A 19,115-nucleotide genomic window follows, 5' to 3' on the forward strand; every position below is an offset into this window, starting at 1 on the left:
CGTCCGGATATTCCTATGTTTATTGTCTAGTTGTTTGGCGCTTGGCACGGCTGCGCCGCGCCCTCGCTTGTGACAGTTGCGTAAGTCCTGTTTAAAATACACGTAGGGGAGCCAGTGCGTTGCAGAGGTTCCTGACGCTTGAGTACTTGCTCTAAGCGTTGGCGCAGCCTCTCTAAGAGTTGCCATGCCGTTGGCGTACCCTTAGAGGGAAGCAAGCTACGCATAGCGTGTCGCAGACAAGCCTCTCGAACGCGAGTGCGTCTTTGTTCGCGCAGCGTCTCCGACAGGAGAAGGAGAAGAGAAGGCTTTACGCTGCGCTATCCGTTGTAGCAACTGGCGTTGTGTTATCGTAAAAACTACGGTATAGTTCCAAGCTTTTGGTGCGTTATGCTTCGCTAACACAACATATAAGACTATTTATTAAATTTTTCAAAAACAATTTACAATTCCGATAGTTGAAAAATTTCTCTGGATTGCTGTAATTTGTATAATCCGAATTCATCTCTCAATGATTGATTTAACAATTTACGATTAAAAAGGCTAAAGCTTAATCTTCTTGAATTGTTAAAAAGATTTTCTCCTGTTTCCAAAATATAGACTGCCCCTGGAAATGGTAATGATTTAATGGCTTTTGCTTTGTTCTTTAAAATATCTCTGACTTTAGCATGGTCTATATAATATCTATAGTATCCGTAGCCACGATTATATTCTGCGGTTTTTGGCAAATCATTTAAATCATATCGAAGAATATTACAAGTACCACACATTTTATAAAAATTGCTTCTCTTGATATATATGTAATTACTGCCTTCTTGATATTTATAACCTTTGTTTATAAACCATCCATTAGAATCAGGGTGTTGTTGAACAAATTTAGCTAACTTTTCACTAACACAATCGTCAGCATCCACTGTCATAGTGTGAGTGGGAGAAAATTGACGAGCATACATCAATCCTTTTAAGATTTTACGCCCTTTATCTGTGTCTCCTTTGGCTTCAGGGGTAGGCTCGTTTGGAGGGGAAAAATCAACTGTAATATATGTGATATGAGGGTGAGTGAATTCTATTTTGGGCTTTTCGTGACAAACAACAATAACGTGAAAGTTAGGTGAGGTTTGATTGCAAACCGATTTAATGCATCTTTCAAATAATTGTGTAACACGCTCCCAGGAATTGGAAACTTCTGCACTTTTGAGTGGGATAACAAAAACAAGCACTGTATTTTATCAGAACAAACAGCTAGGAATCTCGAAGCAAATAATAACACGTTAAGACTAAATGTCATATCATGTCCGCATAATTAATTGTGATTCCCACACAGGACTTACGCAAAAATCGCCAAAAAGCTTAATTTATCGAACCGCCATCTCTATGAGAGGCGTCTTGTTCCCAGGTTAAAGCAAGAGATGCGATGAATCGCTGTCTCTACAATAATCAGTCTTTCGTCTTGACGGCGATTTATCGCATCTTTAGCGATCTAGAATTTTCATCAAAAAACCTTAACCGAACCGTATTGGGTTGTTCGGGTTTAATAAGTAATCAAAATGTCACAGCTTCTACACATAACCAAGGTTGATTAATTGGTAGAAGCTGTGATTAAACTTGGCGTTTTTTTAGCTGAGATGAGATATTAGCTAATTTAGTCCATCAGATGCTGCTGTACTTGTGAAACTAGTTCATTTGTCCAGTAGTTGGCGAGTTCGGCATTGGCTGCTTCCACCATTACTCTGATGACTGGTTCTGTGCCAGAGGCGCGAACCAAAATTCTGCCGGAATCGCCCATTGCAGCTTCAGCAAGAGCGATCGCTTGTTGCACAGGTTGGCAATCTTGCCATCCCAAACGGCGATCGCGATCGACAACTCGCACGTTCCGCAACAATTGTGGATAGGTTTGGAAGCTTTGATCTACTAATTCGCTCAAGGGAACACCCGCCTCTTTCACCAAAGAGGCTATGTGTAATGCTGTTAACAAGCCATCCCCAGTCACAGCATAGTGACGGCAAAGAATATGACCTGATTGTTCGCCACCTAACATTGCTCCAGTGCGCTGCATTTCGGCTTGCACGTATTGGTCGCCAACTGCGGTACGAATTAAGTTACCACCAATTTGCTGCCAAGCTTTCTCAAAGCCTAAGTTGGCCATGACTGTAGATACAATCAGGTTGTCTGGCAATTGTTGGTTTTGTTGTAAGTGGCGTCCCCACAGGTAGAGAATGTAATCGCCGTTAACTTGCCTGCCTGTATTGTCTACTGCTAAGACGCGATCGGCGTCGCCATCGAAGCCAAAGCCGATATCGGCATTGTGTTCTTGTACCGTTGCTGCCAGAATGTCTAGGTGCGTGGAACCGCAGTTAACATTAATGCGATCGCCATCTGCCTCGTTATGCAAGCAGATTACCTCCGCCCCCATTTGTGTAAATACTAATGGTGCTAACCCAACTGCGGCTCCCCACGCCAAGTCTAAAACAATCTTCATTCCCTGAAGATTTCGGGCAATGTTCAAGGTTTTTTTCAACGCCGAACTATAATTTTTCACTAACTCAAAACGTGAGTAATGCCGTCCGCAATTACTGACTCTAGTTATTGGTGATATTTTTCCACGCAGTCCCGCTTCTATTTCTGCCTGCAATATTTGCGGTAACTTCCCACCATTAGCACCAAAAACCTTAATCCCATTGTCTTCTGGGGGATTGTGGCTGGCAGAAATCATCACTCCGCCGATGGCATCAGTGACGCTGGTGAGATAGGCAACGCCAGGAGTGGGACATAATCCCAAATACCAAACCTCTAACCCCGCAGCTGTTAACCCTGCACTCAAAGCCATTGCCAGCATATCGCTAGAGTTTCTAGAGTCCTGTCCGAGAATCACTGGTCCTACTTGAGTAGCATGGTTACGTAAAACAATCCCCGTCCAAAAACCAACTTGCAATGCTAGGGGGGCACTCAGTAATTCTCCCACTCGTCCGCGAATCCCATCTGTACCAAATAAAGGATTTGCTGGTAGTGAGATTAAATTCATTCCAAAACTGCTCTCAATCCCTTTGCCCAATCCCTCAACTTCGGAAGTAGAACCCCCAGAAATGCCTGATGTCCGAGTTATAGATGAAACCATATTTTTAAACACTCCACACAATCACACTGAAAAATAAATAGCACTTAAGACTTTATTCAGCAATTTTGACATGCTTTTTCTCTTTAAGAAATTCATTTTAGAGCGAGCTATCTTTACGTAATAATACTGAATTTACCTGCTTTTAATTGTAAATCTTTGATAAAGTCAGTATTGGTTTTTACGTTATTAATAAAGTCTCCACATCTTAGCCAATTATTCCCTTTATGCCCCCAATTTTCGTTTTGATTTTTATCTGTATTAGTTCACACATTGCAATGCTACTAACCAATAAATATGTAATAAATATTACTGTGACTGTATCACAAACATTCTCAGCAAAGCTGAGAATGAAAGCAAGATTCAGCTAATAACAACAAAAAATCAAAATACTGAAATCTAAAATTCTGTTCTTTTAGCCTTGTTGCTGTGTAAAAAACGACAAAATCATCACAGCTTAAAAAATTTTAATATAAATTCTCATCAAATAGTTTTAAGGTAACGTTTTAATGGCTTTTTTAGCCGTTAGTGAATCAAAACTCCGGCAGTAAACTTTTTAAAGTTGAGAAATTTAGCATGAGCAGCAATTTAGCAACCAAATTACGTGTAGGCACTAAGAAAGCCCACACAATGGCAGAAAACGTAGGTTTTGTCAAGTGCTTTTTAAAAGGAGTAGTGGAAAAAAACTCTTACCGGAAACTAGTTGCTAACTTCTACTTCGTCTACTCAGCGATGGAAGAGGAAATGGAAAAGCACCGCCAGCACCCAATAGTTTCTAAAATAAACTTTCCTCAGTTAAATCGCAAGCATAGCCTAGAGCAAGACCTGAGTTATTACTTTGGTGCAAACTGGAAAGAGCAAATCAAACTATCTCCCGCAGGTGAAGCTTATGTACAGCGCATCCGAGAAATATCTGCTACAGAACCGGAATTGTTAATCGCCCATTCATACACTCGTTACTTAGGTGACTTATCAGGGGGACAAATTCTCAAAAACATTGCTGTAACAGCAATGAATTTGTCAGATGGACAAGGAACAGCCTTTTATGAGTTTCCAGAAATTACTGACGAGAAGGCATTCAAAGCCAAATATCGGCAAATTTTGGATGAATTACCCCTTGACGAGGCGGCAACCGATCGCATCGTTGATGAAGCTAACGCCGCCTTTGGCACGAACATGAAGCTGTTCCAAGAATTGGAAGGTAATTTGATCAAGGCGATCGGTGTAATGCTATATAATAGTCTCACACGGCGTCGTACACGTGGTAGTACTGAACTCGTCACTGCTGATTAATCGTGTTGAGATTGCGGAGTATGGTGTGTGGAGTCATAAGTTCAGATAGCCTGATGAAGGATAATTTATAGGTGTTTCTGGCGAAAGAGCGATCAACGCTCAAAATATTTAGGGGCAATAGCCTTGTGACTGCTTTTGATTCGTGAAAGTAAGCATGGGGAGATTGCCCCTCAATTATGATTGAAGCAGTTAGTACCAATTAAAAAAAAGGATGTGACAGATAGATAAAATTTAGTTTTCTGAATTTTAATTTTTAATTTTTAATTTTTAATTGGTATAACTACCTCTGACCTAAATCATTACAGAACTTTTATATGTCGGCTAAACTGTTCCTCAACAAAATAGCTGCTAGAAAATTCACTTGCAAAAGAAACTTGATGAAAGTGATAATCTAGATTCAGCAAATTATAGACAAGTCTTAAAAAATAATCATCTATCCAGAAATCTACATCAAATAGTGAAATACCATATTTCCCTTCCAACCTGCGATTTAAAGTTTTTAGTAACCAAGACCATTGAGGTTTGAGAGTGGAATCGATGCGGTTCCCAAATACAGGATTAAAAAACTGATTTACTTGAGTTGTTCTCACATCAATCACTTTAGTTAATAAATCTGCTGCCTTGATTGGAGATGAATTAAACCAATAGTTAGCAACCACTAAATCATGTAAATAAGCAACTACAATTTTAGGGTTTTCTTTAATGAACTGCGAACGACAAACAATTCCTCTGATTGATGGAATTCTTAAACTAATTGTTTGAGATAGAGGCAGCTTTCTAACAAAAGCATAAGCTTCTAATATCGAGGCAAAAGTCTGACAACATACGTAAGCATCTATAGTTTTATTTGCCAAACTCTTACTTGCTCTACGAGGATCTTCATTCACTAATCTGCAATCTTTACTGACATCCATATCATAGAGGTCAAAAAGAGTAATGATGAACCTATGGGCATTTGAACCAAATAAAGTAGAAATTCGTTTACCTTTTAGATCCTGGATAGTGTTTATAGAAGAATCTTTATGCAAAACAATATTTATATCTTGACCCAAAAAATTATAGGAAGCAATCCCAATTAATTTAGAACCAAAACTTAAATCATCAAAGAATTGGCTACCATTATTCAATAGAGAAATATCATCTAAAATACAAATATCTAGTTCTCCCCGCTTCATCTGTCGGTTCATTTATTCCCCATAAGCAAACGGCAGAATTTGTAACTCGAAATCTCGATTAATTTCAATATTTTTGAAAATAGTCTGTTCAAGTGATGATGCTCTCTTTAAATCAGAAATATACTTAGTTCCATATCCAGCAATAAACTGTCCTATGGAATCTCTCTGAATACCTATCCTCAGAATATTTTCTTCTTTGGGAGAACAGCTACCTAAAAATAGATTTACGTTGGGCAAACTTTCTAAGTTATCCGGATCTAGTCTAAAACTTCTTACCAAACTCTCTGCGGATATTAACAATTCACTAAAGCGAGGAACATGAAGATAAATTCCATATTCATTGACATCTTGAATCAGAAAAGTTAGGACTTGGTATTGAGATATTATATCAGCTTGACAAAAGTCAGGTAAAATCGTTAGCTTTTGATTTTTTGAAGCGTAATTTAGTACATCTGGATAGCTGTGTAGCACCTGTACACCAGTTAATTTGTTCATCAAAAGTTCATTTTTAGATAGTTCCTGATGAACCTCATCTAAAAGCACAACATCAGCCAGATCGATATCATTTATTTTAACTATGCTATGCTCATTGAGATATTTACTTGCCCCAAAGGATACCAACAGCATTTTATGAGTTTTTAATCTAGTGCAGTGGTGTTCTTCTTTGTATCCAGCGCAACTGTTGAGCAAAAGATCCATTTCTAGGAGTTGAGAATTGGAAAAAAATCTGCTATTTTTAACCGCAATCTCTTTAAGATTTCTACCTGGGAAACAAAGCTGAAATCGCTGCAAATATTGTTTGAGCCAGACTTCTAAAATTAAATTAGTAGCTCCCAATATCAAATCTTCGCCCTCAGCGCTAAATGTTGCCTGAAATTCTTCTTGCAGATTTTCTACAGTTTCTACTAGATTAAGTGTCTGGGAAATCAATTTCCTGCCTTTATTGGTCAGACATATAGAGCCAGGTGAGCGATTTAAGAGAATTACTCCAAAATAATCCTCTATTTGTTTGACTTTTTTACTAATTAGTGCTTGACTATAACCTAGTTTTTGTGCTGCTTTAGAGAAGCTACCACAGTCATCTACTGCTTTTAAGATTTTGAGGTGATTTAGGGTAATGTCTTCGAGTTTAATCTTATTCATGCTAGGTAAGGCAAGATTTTTAATTACAAGGTAATTAAGCTACTCTGCTGTCTATATTCGGAAATAACTAGTTTGTGGAAGCGAATAGTGTCTTCCAACATAGATTCAAATTTCAGTACTATTAAGTCAACGCCAACGGCTTCGTATTCTTTCAGGCGGTTAATAACAGTATAGCGATCGCCAATCAATTGAGCAGATAAACCGAGATTAGCTTCAATGGTTTGACTGATATCTAGTTTGTTGTGGGCAACTACGTTCGGATCGATTTGCTCTTGAAAGTACTCGATTTGCTGCCAATCGGCAGAACGATAAATCGCTTCTAATCTGGCTTGGGCTTGGACATTATCTTCACGAACGATCGCAAACGCACTCATTGCTACTTTAATCTGACGACCGTAGCGATCGCTAGCTAATCTTTTCACTTTCTGCACCAATGCTGCTGTTTTTTCTGGTTCATCAGCATTGATAAATAGATAATCTCCCAGACGAGCCGCTAGGTTAATCGCCTTGTCTGATTCCCCAGCAATGAAAATCGGTGGTGTTGGTGTCGGCTGATCTGCAAGAATACCACCCTTAATAGTGTAGTATTTGCCAACATAATTAAACCCTACGACTGTCCACAGACCTTTGATTACATCAATGTACTCTGCTAATCGTGCGTAGCGATCACTGTGAGGTAGCCAGATATCTCCATAGCTTTCTACTTCTAATTTCCACCAACCTGCAATACCACTGAGAGCAAATCTGCCGTTACTGAGTTGATTTTGAATGTTTGCACTCAAATTGGCAACTACCGCAGGCAGTTTAAAACCAGGTTGTACAGCCGCAACAATTTTGATATTCTTGGTGTTCAAACTTGCTAAAGCTGCTGTAATCCAAGCATCAGCGACATTATAGCTAGGTCCGTGAACTGCATTTAAGTAATGTTCAGGAATGTAATAGAAGTCATAACCTAACTTGTCTGCCTGAACTGCCAGCTTTACCAAATCTTGTGTAGATAAATTAGCTTCATGGTTGACAACCCGCAACCATCCACCACAGACCGGCGACCAAATTCCAAACTGAAGTGGCATAAATATTTTTCCTGTGCTTTTTTTTACGAGGTGTTAAATGAACTACGGCAACTACATATTTTTACCGTAGTTTAGTAGTTCACCCTACCACATTTATTTCTGCTATGTATAGTTGCAGATGACAGATGAGAAGCATTTATTTATCACGATCTGGAATAGTATCGATACTTTGTCGAGTCCTGATTCCTGATTGCTCTGACTGAATCAGGATAATAGCCAGCAAGTATAAAAAATAATTAAATACTCAGGAAAATTGGGTAGTATTCCAAAATGGAATATGGAAATGGAATTTAAGTATATTGAGTCACGACGTTAGAAAAATTGTTGTGATAAAGTCTGATTCATTAAAAAACTACGGTAGCACAGTCGAGTTATGGTATATTGTTGCCATCAGAGATTTGTCTACTTGTAAACTCAAAGTAGTTTGCAACCACTCTCAAGCTTTCGATTTTGACTAAAATTTTGCCCTATCAAGTTTTAGCTGATTTGTTAATGATGACAAATTAGGCTTTGTTGCTTCACTTGCAAACTTAGACAATATAACCAAGCAATTTCAATTACAAATGCACAATTATGGTAGATATTAAGTTCGCGTACTGGATTCCCAACGTCAGCGGCGGGTTAGTTGTGAGTAAAATTCCCCAACGGACAGATTGGACTTACGAATATAATGCTCAACTGGCTCAAACAGCTGAAGAAGTTGGGTTTGAATATGCTCTAGCACAAGCCAGATTTATTGCTAGCTATGGCGCTGAGTACCAGTTAGAGGCATTGACAACTGTGTCGGCTCTAGCTCCAGTCACTAAGAAATTGAAATTGATTGCAGCAGTTCACCCTGGATTGTGGCATCCGGGAGTAGTTGCCAAAATGGGTGCCAGCATTGATTTTCTCTCTAACGGACGGTTTGCTCTGAATGTAGTTAGCGGTTGGTTCAAAGATGAATTTACTATATATGGTGAACATTGGTTAGACCATGACGAACGCTATCGTCGTTCAGAAGAATTTATCCGTGTTCTCAAAGGTTTGTGGACTGAAGATGAGTTTCACTTTAAGGGCGACTTTTACCGCATTAACGGCGGTTGGGTGAAGCCTAGACCAATTAATCAGAATCCCCACCCGGAGATATTCCAAGGTGGTAACTCCAAAGCAGCCAGGCGGATGGCTGGCCGCGTCTCTGATTGGTATTTCATGAATGGCAACACCATAGAAGGGGTGAAAGAGCAGATTGCAGAAGTATCTGAATTAGCTCGTCAAGCAGGACGCAAAATTAAGTTTGGTTTGAATTCCTTTATCATCGTGCGAGATACGGAAGCAGAAGCGCATGAAGTATTGCGCGATATTATTGCCCAAGCTGATGTGGAAGCGGTGAAAGGATTTGGCGAAGCGGTGAAACAGGCGGGAGCTTCAACTCGTGAACGTCAGGGAATGTGGGCGAATTCCAATTTTGAAGACTTGGTGCAGTATAACGATGGCTTCCGATCGGGCTTGATTGGTACGGCTGAACAAGTAGCTGAAAAGATTCGCCAGTTCCATGAAGTAGGAGTCGATCTAATTCTTGGTGGCTTCTTACACTACACAGATGATTTACCAGCATTTGGTAAGACAGTAATACCAATTGTGCGCGAACTTAAAGCTAATCGTCGGACAGCTGATGAGTTGGTTGGAGTGTAGATTAACAGCAACATACTCTGTAGGAGCGGGTTTTGTGGATTGAAGCTGAATGGCATCAAGAAAAACCCAAAGGCTATCTCATAGTAGTGGCGATTATGAGTGACTCAATCACAATCAAGGAGTTTTACTATGACATCAGTAATTGATACTGACCAGAAGGCGCATATTATTCGGGATGATAAAGAAGCGATCGCGATCGCTCACGAATTAGCAGCTGAGTTTGCCAAGGGAGACTCAGAGCGCGACCAAAATCGGCGTTTACCTGCCCAAGAGGTAGAAAAGTTTTCCCAGAGTGGATTGTGGGGAATTACAGTCCCGAAAGAGTATGGCGGTGCTTTTGTATCAAGTGCCACTCTAGCAGAAGTAGTTAAAATCATCTCCGAAGCTGATTCTAGCCTCGGTCAAATTCCCCAAAACCACCTCTACATGGTGGAAGCAGTCCGGTTGGATGGTACAGATGAGCAGAAGAAATTCTTCTTTGATTTGGTTCTACAAGGTAAGCGCTTTGGTAACGCCTTCTCGGAAATTGGCACTAAGTCTGTGACTGATGTCCAAACAAAATTAACACCAGATGGATCTGACTTCGTACTCAACGGACGCAAATACTACTCTGCTGGGGCACTACTAGCACATTGGGTTCCTGTGATTGCCAGTAATCCAGATGGTAAGACAGTGGTGGCATTTGTTGAAAGAGATGCCGAAGGACTAACCCTACTTGATGATTGGACGAGCTTCGGACAGCGTACCACTGCTAGCGGCACTACCATTATTGAAAATGTGAAAGTTAAGGCAGAACATGTGATTCCGCACTACTTAGCCTTTGAGAGGGCAACACCAATGGGTGCGATCGCGCAAATTATCCAAGCCGCCGTAGATGTGGGAATTGCTAAAGCCGCAGTCCGTGACACCATCCACTTCGTTCGCAAGCATACCCGCCCTTGGGTTGACAGCAATTTAGAAAAAGGTTACGAAGACCCGCTGACCCTCTATAACTTAGGCAATGTCCAAATTCAGGTTCACGCTTCTGAAGCACTGCTGCGTCGTGCAGGCGAATTTCTTGACATCGCCAACGAGTCAGGCTTAGAAGAACCCAAGGTAGTTGAAGCATCGATCGCAGTTGCTGAAGCCAAAGCCTTAGCCACCGAAGCCGCATTACTAGCTACCAACAAATTATTTGAACTAGCAGGTACTAAGTCCACATTGGAGGAATTCAACTACAATCGCCACTGGCGAAATGCCCGCGCTCACACACTCCACGATCCCGTGCGTTGGAAGTACTACGCTGTTGGTAACTACTTCCTCAATGGTGTCTATCCCCCGCGCCATCCTTGGTTGTAATTGCAGCATTCTTTACTGGGGTGAAGCTTTCAGAATTAACATTTACCAGAATGCTTTGCCCCTGATAAATCCAACATTATTTAAGTTGATACTATGAGCCTTGCAAACCCAACCCAAATGCTGAACATTTGGAAAAATTAGCCATTTAAGGGACTGCTTTTAATTGCTGTAATTGCTGTTATTAGCTATATTTTTGAACTCATTTTTGGTCAAGTTATTCAGCTGAATGTGGGAACAAAGTTGACTTATATCACGATATGCTTCGTCTGGTGGTGGCATCTAGGTTTTTCCCTCAACGGCTATCCAGATTCTCGCTTTTCTCCTACCCGATTTGCACAAGGAACAGTGAATTTAGTAGTGCTGTTGGCGCTAGTTTAGATAACTGGAGAAGCTTGGAAGTTCATCTTTGTAAAACCAGCTATCACTGATACACCTGTCGGCTTATGGGGACAAACAGCAATCATTGCCGCCGCCGCCAGTTTGTTCTTCTTTGACAACACGATTGTCACCACTAACGAAGTACGCAACTGGCATCCAGTTAGCGGTTTTCTCAATATCTTTTTTGCCATCTTCTTTATGTATCCGCTCAATAAATTGGGGTAGTGGAAAAAAGAAAAAGTGATAGATGCACATAGCGTCGTAGAATATATCAAATGACGCAAAAGCAATCTCCAGAAAAACAAGTAGAGGCATTGTTGGTATCCGCTCAAGAAATCGGGGCGAACTACCAGTTCAGGAGCGAGTTTACGCCATTTGAGCCTTGTCACTGAGCGATTTACCCCGGATTATTGAGCGGTTACGAAATCAGTCTAAGTGGATACTGTATTATATTTGAACTACACTATTTAGGGTTTCTCCCCGCTGGCAGGGCTACTCATAGATGACACCTCTGCCAGCGAATATCTCTGAATCAAACTTATAACCGAGGGGATTGATATGGCAGACCTTATTGGAGACAACACGAATAACACTCTAATTGGCACGTTTGATAATGACGCTATCCTTGGTCAGGGCGGTGATGATAACCTCTTTGGTCGGGGCGGCAATGATGACCTCTTGGGTGGGGCTGGCGATGACTCGCTTAATGGCGAGGACGGCAATGACCTTCTCAATGGTGAGGACGGCGAGAACACCCTGCTTGGTGGGTTCGGCGATGATGTCCTCCTTGGTGGACCTGGCAATGACCTTCTCGATGGCGAGGAGGATGACGATCAACTCCTTGGCAAAGGCGGTGACGACACCCTGCTTGGTGGGTTCGGTAATGATGCTTTCCTTGGTGGATCTGGCAATGACCTTCTCGAAGGCGGGGACGGAGATGACCGACTCGCTGGAGAAGACGGTAAAGACCAACTCTTTGGTGGGGAAGGGGTTGACACGCTTAATGGCGGGGCTGGCGATGACCTGATTGATGGCGAGAATGGCAATGACAACTTGATTGGTCAGGCTGGCGATGACACCCTCCAAGGAGGGGCTGGCCATGACCGACTAGAAGGAGGGGACGGGGATGACAAACTCTTTGGTGGGACTGGCAATGATACTGCTGACTATTCAAATAGCACTGCCGGTGTCACCGTCAACCTGGCGACTGGAACCGCCAAGGGAGGGGCAGGGAATGATGTCCTGTTTAATATCGAACAAGTCTTTGGTTCTGGTTTCAAGGACTTTCTAATTGGCGCGCGCGGTAATGACACACTCTTTGGTAGAGGTGGCGATGACCTGCTTGATGGTGGAGTTGGCGATGACCTGCTGGATGGCGAGGAAGGCAACGATATTGTCCGTGGTGGGGCTGGCGATGACACCTTGCGTGGTGGGACTGGCAATAACCAACTCTTGGGTGGAATTGGCGTTGATACTGCTGATTATTTCAGTGCCACTGCCGGAGTCACGATTAACCTTGCCACTGGAACCGCTACAGGGCAAGGCAGGAATGATGTCCTGTTGGAGATTGAAAGAATCGTTGGTTCTAGGTTCAATGACACTATCTTGGGCGGAGCTGGCAATGACTTCTTCCTCAGTGGTGGGGACGGGAATGACTTTGTCAATGGTGAGGCTGGTAATGACCGCCTCTTTGGCGATAACGGCAATGACACCCTCCTTGGCGGGGCTAACGACGACTTTATCAATGGCGGGTACGGCAATGACTCCCTGCTTGGCGGTAGCGGCATTGACATCCTGCTTGGTGGGGCTGGCAATGACATCCTGCTTGGTGAGGACGGGAGTGACACTCTCATTAGTAGAGAAGGCAATGATACCCTGCTAGGCGGCAGCGGCAACGACATTCTGCTTGGTGGGGACGGCGACGACCAACTCCAAGGTGGAGGCGGGGATGACCAACTCTTTGGTGGGACTGGCATTGATACTGCTGATTATTTAAATGCCACTGCCGGAGTCACCGTTGACCTTGGCACTGGAACTGCCAGTGGGGGAGATGGGAATGATGTCCTGTTCAATATCGAGCAAGTCTTTGGTTCTAATTTTAACGACTCCTTGATTGGAGGAGGCAGCAGTGATACCCTCTTTGGCAGAGGTGGCAATGACACCTTGCTTGGTGGGGATAGTGATGACTTTCTTGATGGTCAGGAAGGTAATGACCTCGTCTTGGGCGAGGATGGGAATGACAGCCTGTTTGGCGGGGCTGGCAATGACCAAATCGAAGGAGGAGAAGGCGATGACACCCTCCGTGGCGGGGTCGGCAATGACACTCTCCTTGGAGGACCTGGAAATGATGTCCTCATAGGCGTTGATACTAACGGTTCTGATTCTCCTGGATTAGGGGAGGTTGATACCCTAACTGGAGGACCTGGGGAAGATCAGTTCTTACTTGGAGATGCTACTAATGTCTTCTATGACGATAACAACAGTGGAAGTAGTGGTTTGGCAGACTACGCTACCATCAGTGGCTTCAACTCCAACGAAGATACAATCCAGCTCAAAGGAACACTAGCAGACTATCGCTTGCAGACTGTGGGAGCCAATACAAATGTATTTCTGGACAACTCAGGAGAGCTAGATGAACTCGTTGGTGTTGTGCAAGCATCGCCTCTGAAGCTTGATAGTGACGACTTCCTGTTCTACGAGAAAGAAGATGCTGGACAAGGGACAAACAATACACTAGCCACTGCTGAGAAGCTAGGTACTTTAACATCAGGTTCAGAAGTTAATACCTCTGCTCAACTGGCAAGACTTGCAGGGAACAATCCTGATTTCGACTTTTTCACATTTTCTTTAGCTAACCCAGGAACTGTGACTATTAGCACGCCGAATTACAATGGTACCTTTCCAGTTATCGGCCTATTTAATAGTGCTGGGAACTTACAGAGTTCCAGTACTTCTCAATCAATCACCGCTTCACTAGGGGCAGGTACTTACTCCATTTCAGTAAGTGATTATGATTACTTCCCTCAAAATGGCGGAACTTTCAGTTCTGGCTATTTTAACCCTGGTTCTTATACGCTAGGAGTCACTGTAGTCTAAAGACAAATGGTATCCCCTCAATATATTCGAGGTAGGGAGTCATAGTGCGATCCATGACCAACCAAATGGATTAGAAGAGGACTTCTCTCGAATAATACTGCCCAAAGAAGAAATATCTCCAATTCGAGAAATGCGATCGCGCATGTACTCAAAAAAGCTGATACCTAACTTGCGGGTAGTGTCAACATGGGACATTTTCATGTCCCATGTTTTCGTCTGCAATCTGTTGTGGGTCGATTGATTGCATTAATCCTGATATTGCTGTGTCTGGTGATGGTTTTTGCATCATGTTTCATATTCTACGACGCACTTGTGTACTTTTTATCCCTACCCCGGTTTTCTGAGCGGATACTTCTTTATTGCCCCTGCCCTCACCTTTTTGCTACAAATGTGGGGACTTCAACCGTTTTACATTCCTTGGTATTGGTATCCTTGTTTAACAGTATTCGGCAGTTTCTTTGAACGTTGGCCTTTGAACAAATTGGAACTAGGAATGCCACGTTTGGGGTTACTACATACAGGTATTATTTTGTTACTTACTCTGATTACAGAATTGTTCCTCAAACAGCTAGGACTGGATTTATTTACAACAACGACAGGCCCAACCTTTGCAGCAATTTGGACAACTGTTGGTTTAGGATTTGTTTGGCAATTCAATATGTGGCCTTTCACAGAGTTGTCACAGCCCACAAAAGGCATAGTTGCATCTGTTGCTAGTTTAATGATTTCGGTCTTGTTGTACCTGCTGACAGTATATCTGGTAGGTCAGGAAAATATTATCCAAAGGCTTTACTGGTGGTTCAATATTCTTTGGGTTCAAGTATTCTTAATGGCTCCAGGATTATACGATGGAATTAGCCTTTAGCAGGATATACCGCTACTAGTTGAAGAACAACCCCTAAGCTTAAATCATGAAGGACGTTAAAATAATTCGTAATTCGTAATTAAGAATTAAATTACTAATTAAGCATTAGTTAATAGCTGTGAAGGAGGTAAGAGGGCGAGATAAATAAATGAAAACATTCTCAACTTTTACTCTCTGCGTCTAGAGCGTCTCTGCATGAATAAAATTGATATTACTCAATCAGCAACGCCAAAAATTTTAACGTTGCTGAGATGATTTAAAACGTGAAGGTTGTCCTGACAGTGCCAATTACCGCATCTTGATTGTCATTGTTTTGAGCAGGAGCCGTTATCCAAATTACGCCAGGGGTGATGGCAATGTTATCTGTGAATTGATACTTGTAAAAGCCTTCAATATGTAAGGATAAATCGTTTGCAGGTTCAGGATTACCACCCCGATAAGGTTCTGCACCCACAAGGATACCAGCAAGGTTGCCTTGTTTCCCTAAATCTGGGAATGCCAATCCTAAAGCATAGTACCAAATATCTGCACTACCACTCCCTGCCAGATTTTTGGCGTTAGTGTAACCAAAGAACCCATTCACTGCAAATCGAGGGCTAAATTTATAGAAAGCTTCGACTCCGTAGGAGTTGGTAATCGTCCGCTCAAATGGAGTATTGGCTTGAGCTGTTCCGACCAGTGTAAAACCACTACCCAGGTCAAATATTCCTCCCCGATTTTGGTAAGCATTTACATAAGTCAAACCAATGCCAGAGTTATTGTTGGGGTTCCATGCTATTTGTCCAAATGCGCTATATTGACCATTAAAAAAACCGCTATCTGGCTGAGGATTGGCATGATCTCCTGCTAAGTAAGCGAAGCTCAATACCAATTGGTCACTTAATCGATAATTGAATCCCCCACCTGCACCACCACCAATACGATAGATAGGACTAGAAGAAGCAAATTCTGTCAAAGCGCGACGGCCTCCTGTGGCACTATCCAAATAAGGACTCAGAGTCGGAACAAAATCAAAATATACTCCGTTCACGGCTCCTATATAAGCATCAATTTTGCTACCAACTGGGAAATAGTAAGAGAGCCAATCTACGGCCAGGTTGTTATTACTAGGAGCAAGATTGAAGGTTTGCAAACCTTCAGCTGAACCACCAGGAAGCTGTAAAAAAGTAGTGTTTCCAGTACTTAGACGAGTATATAGAGAGTCTTTACCTGTAAAGCTAGTTTTGAATACGAGGCGAACCCTATCTTGAAAAACTGTGTTATCACCATTAACTGAGCCTTGGAAGGCATTCGTAATTACAAAGATGGCTTCTGCAGAAAGCTTTGTAGTTGTGGAAAACTGATTTGCTTCTAGTTCCGCAGTTCTAGCTTCTAAATTATCAACGCGACCCCGTAGAGTTGCTAGTTCAGCACTAAATTCTTCTTGCAGTCTTTGTAGGGTAGTTAAGTCTTGTTTGGTAACTAAGTCAGATGTAGCTGTTGCAATTAGCTCGTTGATCCGAGATAAACAAGCATTTAAGCCTGCTGCAAATTCATAGCGAGTGATGGCGCGGTTTCCCCGATAAGTACTATTTGGATAGCCCGCAATACATCCATAACGCTCAACTAAAGACTGGAGTGCAATAAATGCCCAATCAGTTGGCTGCACATCTGAAAACTGAGATACAGATGTTACCTGAGACATACTGTTTATCTGTTGGATATTTGCATCAGTATTAATTGCAGGAATTTTGGGCGTTTGTACGATGGTTGTTACCAAGGAATTATCCCCGAAATTGGCGATGCTTACAGCGGGCTGCGCTAACACAATTGGTATATTTGTTTGAATTTCAGTCCGAGCCACTAAATTCCTGTCTTCAGCATGGGCTAATGTGCTGGCTAGCAAAGTAGCCCCCAAAACCATCGATTCTATGAATAAATTATGAAATGAACGATTGAACATTTCTACCACTCCTCATATTTTTGCTTTGAAAAATTTAGTGAAAGCCATCAGGCATTTCAGTGACTTGTCAAGCTAAAAAATTATGACTAGCCCTGATAATGTTGAATTAATTTAATACTCTAAATTTTTCATTAATATTGCTACACTTTGAGATATAACCAGATACATCAGTTAATTTCTGGTATTTTTATCTATATATTTCAGTGTAGAAAAGACTTGTTTTTACACAAATAGAGTCCTTGCACAAACTAATCTATTTGCCAAGAGAATACCTATCTATAAAAACATTGCAGTTTTACAGAAGAATCTGATTTTATCAACAATTAACCCAAGCTACTATATAGCTATCGAGTTTAAGTAAATTATCGCCTTTGAATTAATAATATTGCATATATATTCTAGAAACACAAGTAGATGATAAAATTTATTTTCCAAATTCTCTTCTACTTTTTTCTCAATGGAATATTTTTATGTTGCATTAACAACCTATATAATTTAGCAAAAATTATTTTATTCTAGCTTGCTTTATTAGTTAATATATGTCATAGTATTTTTATGATTTAATAGTTTAATAAAACTATTTTGAATTCAAAATTTTTCTAGCCAAATTTATAGTTACTTCTCACAATAAGGTTAGTAGGAGAAGTTGCAAAGTATGCAATTAATCGAAACGAAAGAGTCTCAAAATTATCTTGATCTAGCTAAGTCTTTAGCAAAAGAATTTGCCCAGACTGCTGTCGAGCGGGATGCCAAAGGGGGAACGCCAAAGCACGAACGCGATCGCTTGCGCCAAAGTAACTTGCTGAAACTGATCGTACCCACAGAGTACGGTGGTTTAGGGCAAAGCTGGATTACCGTTCTGCAAATTACCCGCGAGTTTGCTAAGGTTGATAGTTCCATTGCTCACGTCTTTTCTTACCATCATTTAGGCGTAGTAATTCCACATATCTTTGGATCGGCAGAGCAAAAACAGCGATATTACTCAGAAACTACTCGCAATAATTGGTTTTGGTGCAATGCCCTCAACCCTTTAGATAAAAGAGCTACTCTGACACCGGAAAATGATTATTTCCGTCTGAACGGAATTAAAAGCTTTTGCTCTGGCTCTCAAGACTCGGATATATTACCGATCGCTGCCATTCATCAAAAAACTGGTGAATTGAATATTTTGGTAATTCCTACCCAACGGCAAGGCGTTACTGTTCATCATGATTGGGATAATATCGGGCAACGCCAAACAGATAGTGGTAGTGTTACTTTTGAGAATGTGTTAGTGTACCCTGACGAAATTCTTGGTAGTAGAGACAAACCCAGTCAACCCTTCAACACTATTCGCGCCTGCTTAACTCAATTGAATCTTGCTAATATCTACTTGGGAATTGCCCAAGGAGCATTTGAGGCTGCTAAAACATATACCGCAACTAATACAAAACCTTGGCTGACATCAGGCGTAGCAAGTGCAACCCAAGATCCTTACATCCTCCAGCACTATGGCAAAATATGGGTTAAACTCCAAGCAGCTAAGAGCTTGACTGAGCAAGCTGGAGAATTATTACAAGCGGCTTGGGAAAAAGAATGGTCACTCACCGCCGAACAACGTGGGGAATGTGCGCTTTGCGTCGCTACTGCCAAAGTTGCAGCGACTAGAGTCGGTTTAGACATTACCAACCGCATTTTTGAAGTTATGGGCGCACGCGCTACTACGGCAAAGTACGGCTTTGATCGCTATTGGCGTAATCTCCGCACGTTCACTCTCCACGATCCGGTAGATTACAAAATTCAAGAGATCGGAAATTGGGCGTTAAATGATGAGCTGCCAAAACCTAACTTTTATTCATAGATAATTGGTTTTTCAAGACGCGATTTACCGTGTCTCTACATTAGGGCCACAGTGATTTGAGGAATCAAAGCCAAACCTAAACTCAACAAAAACGGCAATATTTTCAGACTTACCATAGACTTTCAGCTTAAAATAACTAAGTCAATCTTCAAACCAAGCTTAATCTCAGTATTTAAGTTTGTAACCTGTAAA

General features: G+C 41.6%; 17 protein-coding genes. 8 read left to right on the forward strand and 9 right to left on the reverse strand.

The features are described from left to right. Together V7K60_RS13140 and V7K60_RS13145 are read right to left on the reverse strand one after the other, a co-directional pair. Positions 1-186 (reverse strand): hypothetical protein (locus V7K60_RS13140; RefSeq protein ID WP_334926116.1); only part of this gene is annotated, 186 nt, incomplete at its 3' end. A gap of 254 nt (positions 187-440) precedes the next feature. Then, positions 441-1,217 (reverse strand): glycosyltransferase family 2 protein, encoded by a 777-nt coding sequence (locus V7K60_RS13145; RefSeq protein ID WP_334926118.1) that lies wholly within the window; start codon positions 1,215-1,217, stop codon positions 441-443. Positions 1,218-1,411: 194 nt separating this feature from the next. Here V7K60_RS13145 and V7K60_RS13150 point away from each other — a divergent pair, with 194 nt between their 5' ends. Further along, positions 1,412-1,576 (forward strand): hypothetical protein, encoded by a 165-nt coding sequence (locus V7K60_RS13150; RefSeq protein WP_334926120.1) that lies wholly within the window; start codon positions 1,412-1,414, stop codon positions 1,574-1,576. Positions 1,577-1,639: 63 nt separating this feature from the next. Here the strand turns inward: V7K60_RS13150 and glmM are convergent, their stop codons facing one another. Then, positions 1,640-3,112, reverse strand: a complete 1,473-nt coding sequence (gene glmM, locus V7K60_RS13155; protein WP_334926122.1) for a phosphoglucosamine mutase — start codon at positions 3,110-3,112, stop codon at positions 1,640-1,642. 573 nt (positions 3,113-3,685) lie between these two features. Here glmM and V7K60_RS13160 point away from each other — a divergent pair. Further along, positions 3,686-4,402, forward strand: a complete 717-nt coding sequence (locus V7K60_RS13160; RefSeq protein ID WP_334926124.1) for a biliverdin-producing heme oxygenase — start codon at positions 3,686-3,688, stop codon at positions 4,400-4,402. 299 nt (positions 4,403-4,701) lie between these two features. On the opposite strand, the gene V7K60_RS13165 is transcribed toward V7K60_RS13160, so the two are convergent. From V7K60_RS13165 to V7K60_RS13175, 3 genes are read right to left on the reverse strand one after another with little or no spacing between them, the layout of a single operon-like run. Then, a complete protein-coding gene (locus V7K60_RS13165; RefSeq protein WP_334926126.1) occupies positions 4,702-5,589 on the reverse strand; it encodes an ABC transporter substrate-binding protein in 888 nt (295 codons plus the stop codon). Then, positions 5,590-6,720 (reverse strand): LysR family transcriptional regulator, encoded by a 1,131-nt coding sequence (locus V7K60_RS13170; protein ID WP_334926127.1) that lies wholly within the window; start codon positions 6,718-6,720, stop codon positions 5,590-5,592. It abuts the gene before it with no gap. A 23-nt stretch (positions 6,721-6,743) separates the two neighbouring features. Beyond that, the gene (locus V7K60_RS13175) at positions 6,744-7,793 is read right to left on the reverse strand and encodes an LLM class flavin-dependent oxidoreductase (RefSeq protein WP_334926129.1); all 1,050 of its coding nucleotides are present in this window, start codon (positions 7,791-7,793) and stop codon (positions 6,744-6,746) included. 573 nt (positions 7,794-8,366) lie between these two features. On the opposite strand from V7K60_RS13175, the gene sfnG reads away from it, so the two are divergent. The 3 genes from sfnG to V7K60_RS13190 all read left to right on the forward strand — a co-directional run bounded on the left by sfnG (position 8,367) and on the right by V7K60_RS13190 (position 11,180). Next, positions 8,367-9,464, forward strand: coding sequence for a dimethylsulfone monooxygenase SfnG (sfnG, locus tag V7K60_RS13180; RefSeq protein WP_334926130.1), 1,098 nt, complete (start codon positions 8,367-8,369; stop codon positions 9,462-9,464). Positions 9,465-9,593: 129 nt separating this feature from the next. Beyond that, positions 9,594-10,802 carry an SfnB family sulfur acquisition oxidoreductase gene (locus V7K60_RS13185; RefSeq protein ID WP_334926131.1) on the forward strand — a complete coding sequence of 403 codons (1,209 nt, stop codon included), beginning with the start codon at positions 9,594-9,596 and terminating at the stop codon, positions 10,800-10,802. Positions 10,803-11,030: 228 nt separating this feature from the next. Further along, on the forward strand, positions 11,031-11,180 hold the full coding sequence (locus tag V7K60_RS13190) for a hypothetical protein (protein ID WP_334926132.1): 150 nt from the start codon (positions 11,031-11,033) through the stop codon (positions 11,178-11,180). A 63-nt stretch (positions 11,181-11,243) separates the two neighbouring features. Here V7K60_RS13190 and V7K60_RS13195 read toward each other — a convergent pair whose 3' ends face one another. Next, positions 11,244-11,495, reverse strand: coding sequence for a hypothetical protein (locus V7K60_RS13195; RefSeq protein ID WP_334926133.1), 252 nt, complete (start codon positions 11,493-11,495; stop codon positions 11,244-11,246). Positions 11,496-11,738: 243 nt separating this feature from the next. Here V7K60_RS13195 and V7K60_RS13200 point away from each other — a divergent pair, with 243 nt between their 5' ends. Then, positions 11,739-14,276: a calcium-binding protein gene (locus tag V7K60_RS13200; RefSeq protein WP_334926135.1), complete on the forward strand. Its 2,538-nt coding sequence runs from the start codon at positions 11,739-11,741 to the stop codon at positions 14,274-14,276. Between the two features lie 39 nt (positions 14,277-14,315). On the opposite strand, the gene V7K60_RS13205 is transcribed toward V7K60_RS13200, so the two are convergent. Then, entirely contained in the window at positions 14,316-14,471 is a 156-nt protein-coding gene (locus V7K60_RS13205; RefSeq protein WP_334926137.1) for a hypothetical protein, read from the reverse strand. Positions 14,472-14,664: 193 nt separating this feature from the next. Between V7K60_RS13205 and V7K60_RS13210 the strand changes: the two genes are divergently transcribed. Beyond that, positions 14,665-15,141, forward strand: coding sequence for a hypothetical protein (locus V7K60_RS13210; protein WP_334926138.1), 477 nt, complete (start codon positions 14,665-14,667; stop codon positions 15,139-15,141). Between the two features lie 256 nt (positions 15,142-15,397). Here V7K60_RS13210 and V7K60_RS13215 read toward each other — a convergent pair whose 3' ends face one another. Further along, positions 15,398-17,083, reverse strand: coding sequence for an iron uptake porin (locus V7K60_RS13215; protein ID WP_334926140.1), 1,686 nt, complete (start codon positions 17,081-17,083; stop codon positions 15,398-15,400). Between the two features lie 655 nt (positions 17,084-17,738). Between V7K60_RS13215 and V7K60_RS13220 the strand changes: the two genes are divergently transcribed. Further along, entirely contained in the window at positions 17,739-18,923 is a 1,185-nt protein-coding gene (locus tag V7K60_RS13220; RefSeq protein WP_334926142.1) for an acyl-CoA dehydrogenase family protein, read from the forward strand. Positions 18,924-19,115 lie beyond the last annotated feature (192 nt).

Origin of the sequence: Nostoc sp., assembly GCF_036917555.1 — a bacterium.
GTDB lineage: Bacteria > Cyanobacteriota > Cyanobacteriia > Cyanobacteriales > Nostocaceae > Nostoc.

What these genes read in the sequence shown, in the direction of transcription:
- V7K60_RS13150 (WP_334926120.1), top strand. Translation starts at nt 1,412, where the DNA reads ATGAATCGCTGTCTCTACAATAATCAGTCTTTCGTCTTGACGGCGATT.
- glmM (WP_334926122.1), bottom strand. Translation starts at nt 3,112, where the DNA reads ATGGTTTCATCTATAACTCGGACATCAGGCATTTCTGGGGGTTCTACT.
- V7K60_RS13160 (WP_334926124.1), top strand. Translation starts at nt 3,686, where the DNA reads ATGAGCAGCAATTTAGCAACCAAATTACGTGTAGGCACTAAGAAAGCC.
- V7K60_RS13165 (WP_334926126.1), bottom strand. Translation starts at nt 5,589, where the DNA reads ATGAACCGACAGATGAAGCGGGGAGAACTAGATATTTGTATTTTAGAT.
- V7K60_RS13170 (WP_334926127.1), bottom strand. Translation starts at nt 6,720, where the DNA reads ATGAATAAGATTAAACTCGAAGACATTACCCTAAATCACCTCAAAATC.
- V7K60_RS13175 (WP_334926129.1), bottom strand. Translation starts at nt 7,793, where the DNA reads ATGCCACTTCAGTTTGGAATTTGGTCGCCGGTCTGTGGTGGATGGTTG.
- sfnG (WP_334926130.1), top strand. Translation starts at nt 8,367, where the DNA reads ATGGTAGATATTAAGTTCGCGTACTGGATTCCCAACGTCAGCGGCGGG.
- V7K60_RS13185 (WP_334926131.1), top strand. Translation starts at nt 9,594, where the DNA reads ATGACATCAGTAATTGATACTGACCAGAAGGCGCATATTATTCGGGAT.
- V7K60_RS13195 (WP_334926133.1), bottom strand. Translation starts at nt 11,495, where the DNA reads ATGCCTCTACTTGTTTTTCTGGAGATTGCTTTTGCGTCATTTGATATA.
- V7K60_RS13200 (WP_334926135.1), top strand. Translation starts at nt 11,739, where the DNA reads ATGGCAGACCTTATTGGAGACAACACGAATAACACTCTAATTGGCACG.
- V7K60_RS13205 (WP_334926137.1), bottom strand. Translation starts at nt 14,471, where the DNA reads ATGTCCCATGTTGACACTACCCGCAAGTTAGGTATCAGCTTTTTTGAG.
- V7K60_RS13210 (WP_334926138.1), top strand. Translation starts at nt 14,665, where the DNA reads ATGTGGGGACTTCAACCGTTTTACATTCCTTGGTATTGGTATCCTTGT.
- V7K60_RS13215 (WP_334926140.1), bottom strand. Translation starts at nt 17,083, where the DNA reads ATGTTCAATCGTTCATTTCATAATTTATTCATAGAATCGATGGTTTTG.
- V7K60_RS13220 (WP_334926142.1), top strand. Translation starts at nt 17,739, where the DNA reads ATGCAATTAATCGAAACGAAAGAGTCTCAAAATTATCTTGATCTAGCT.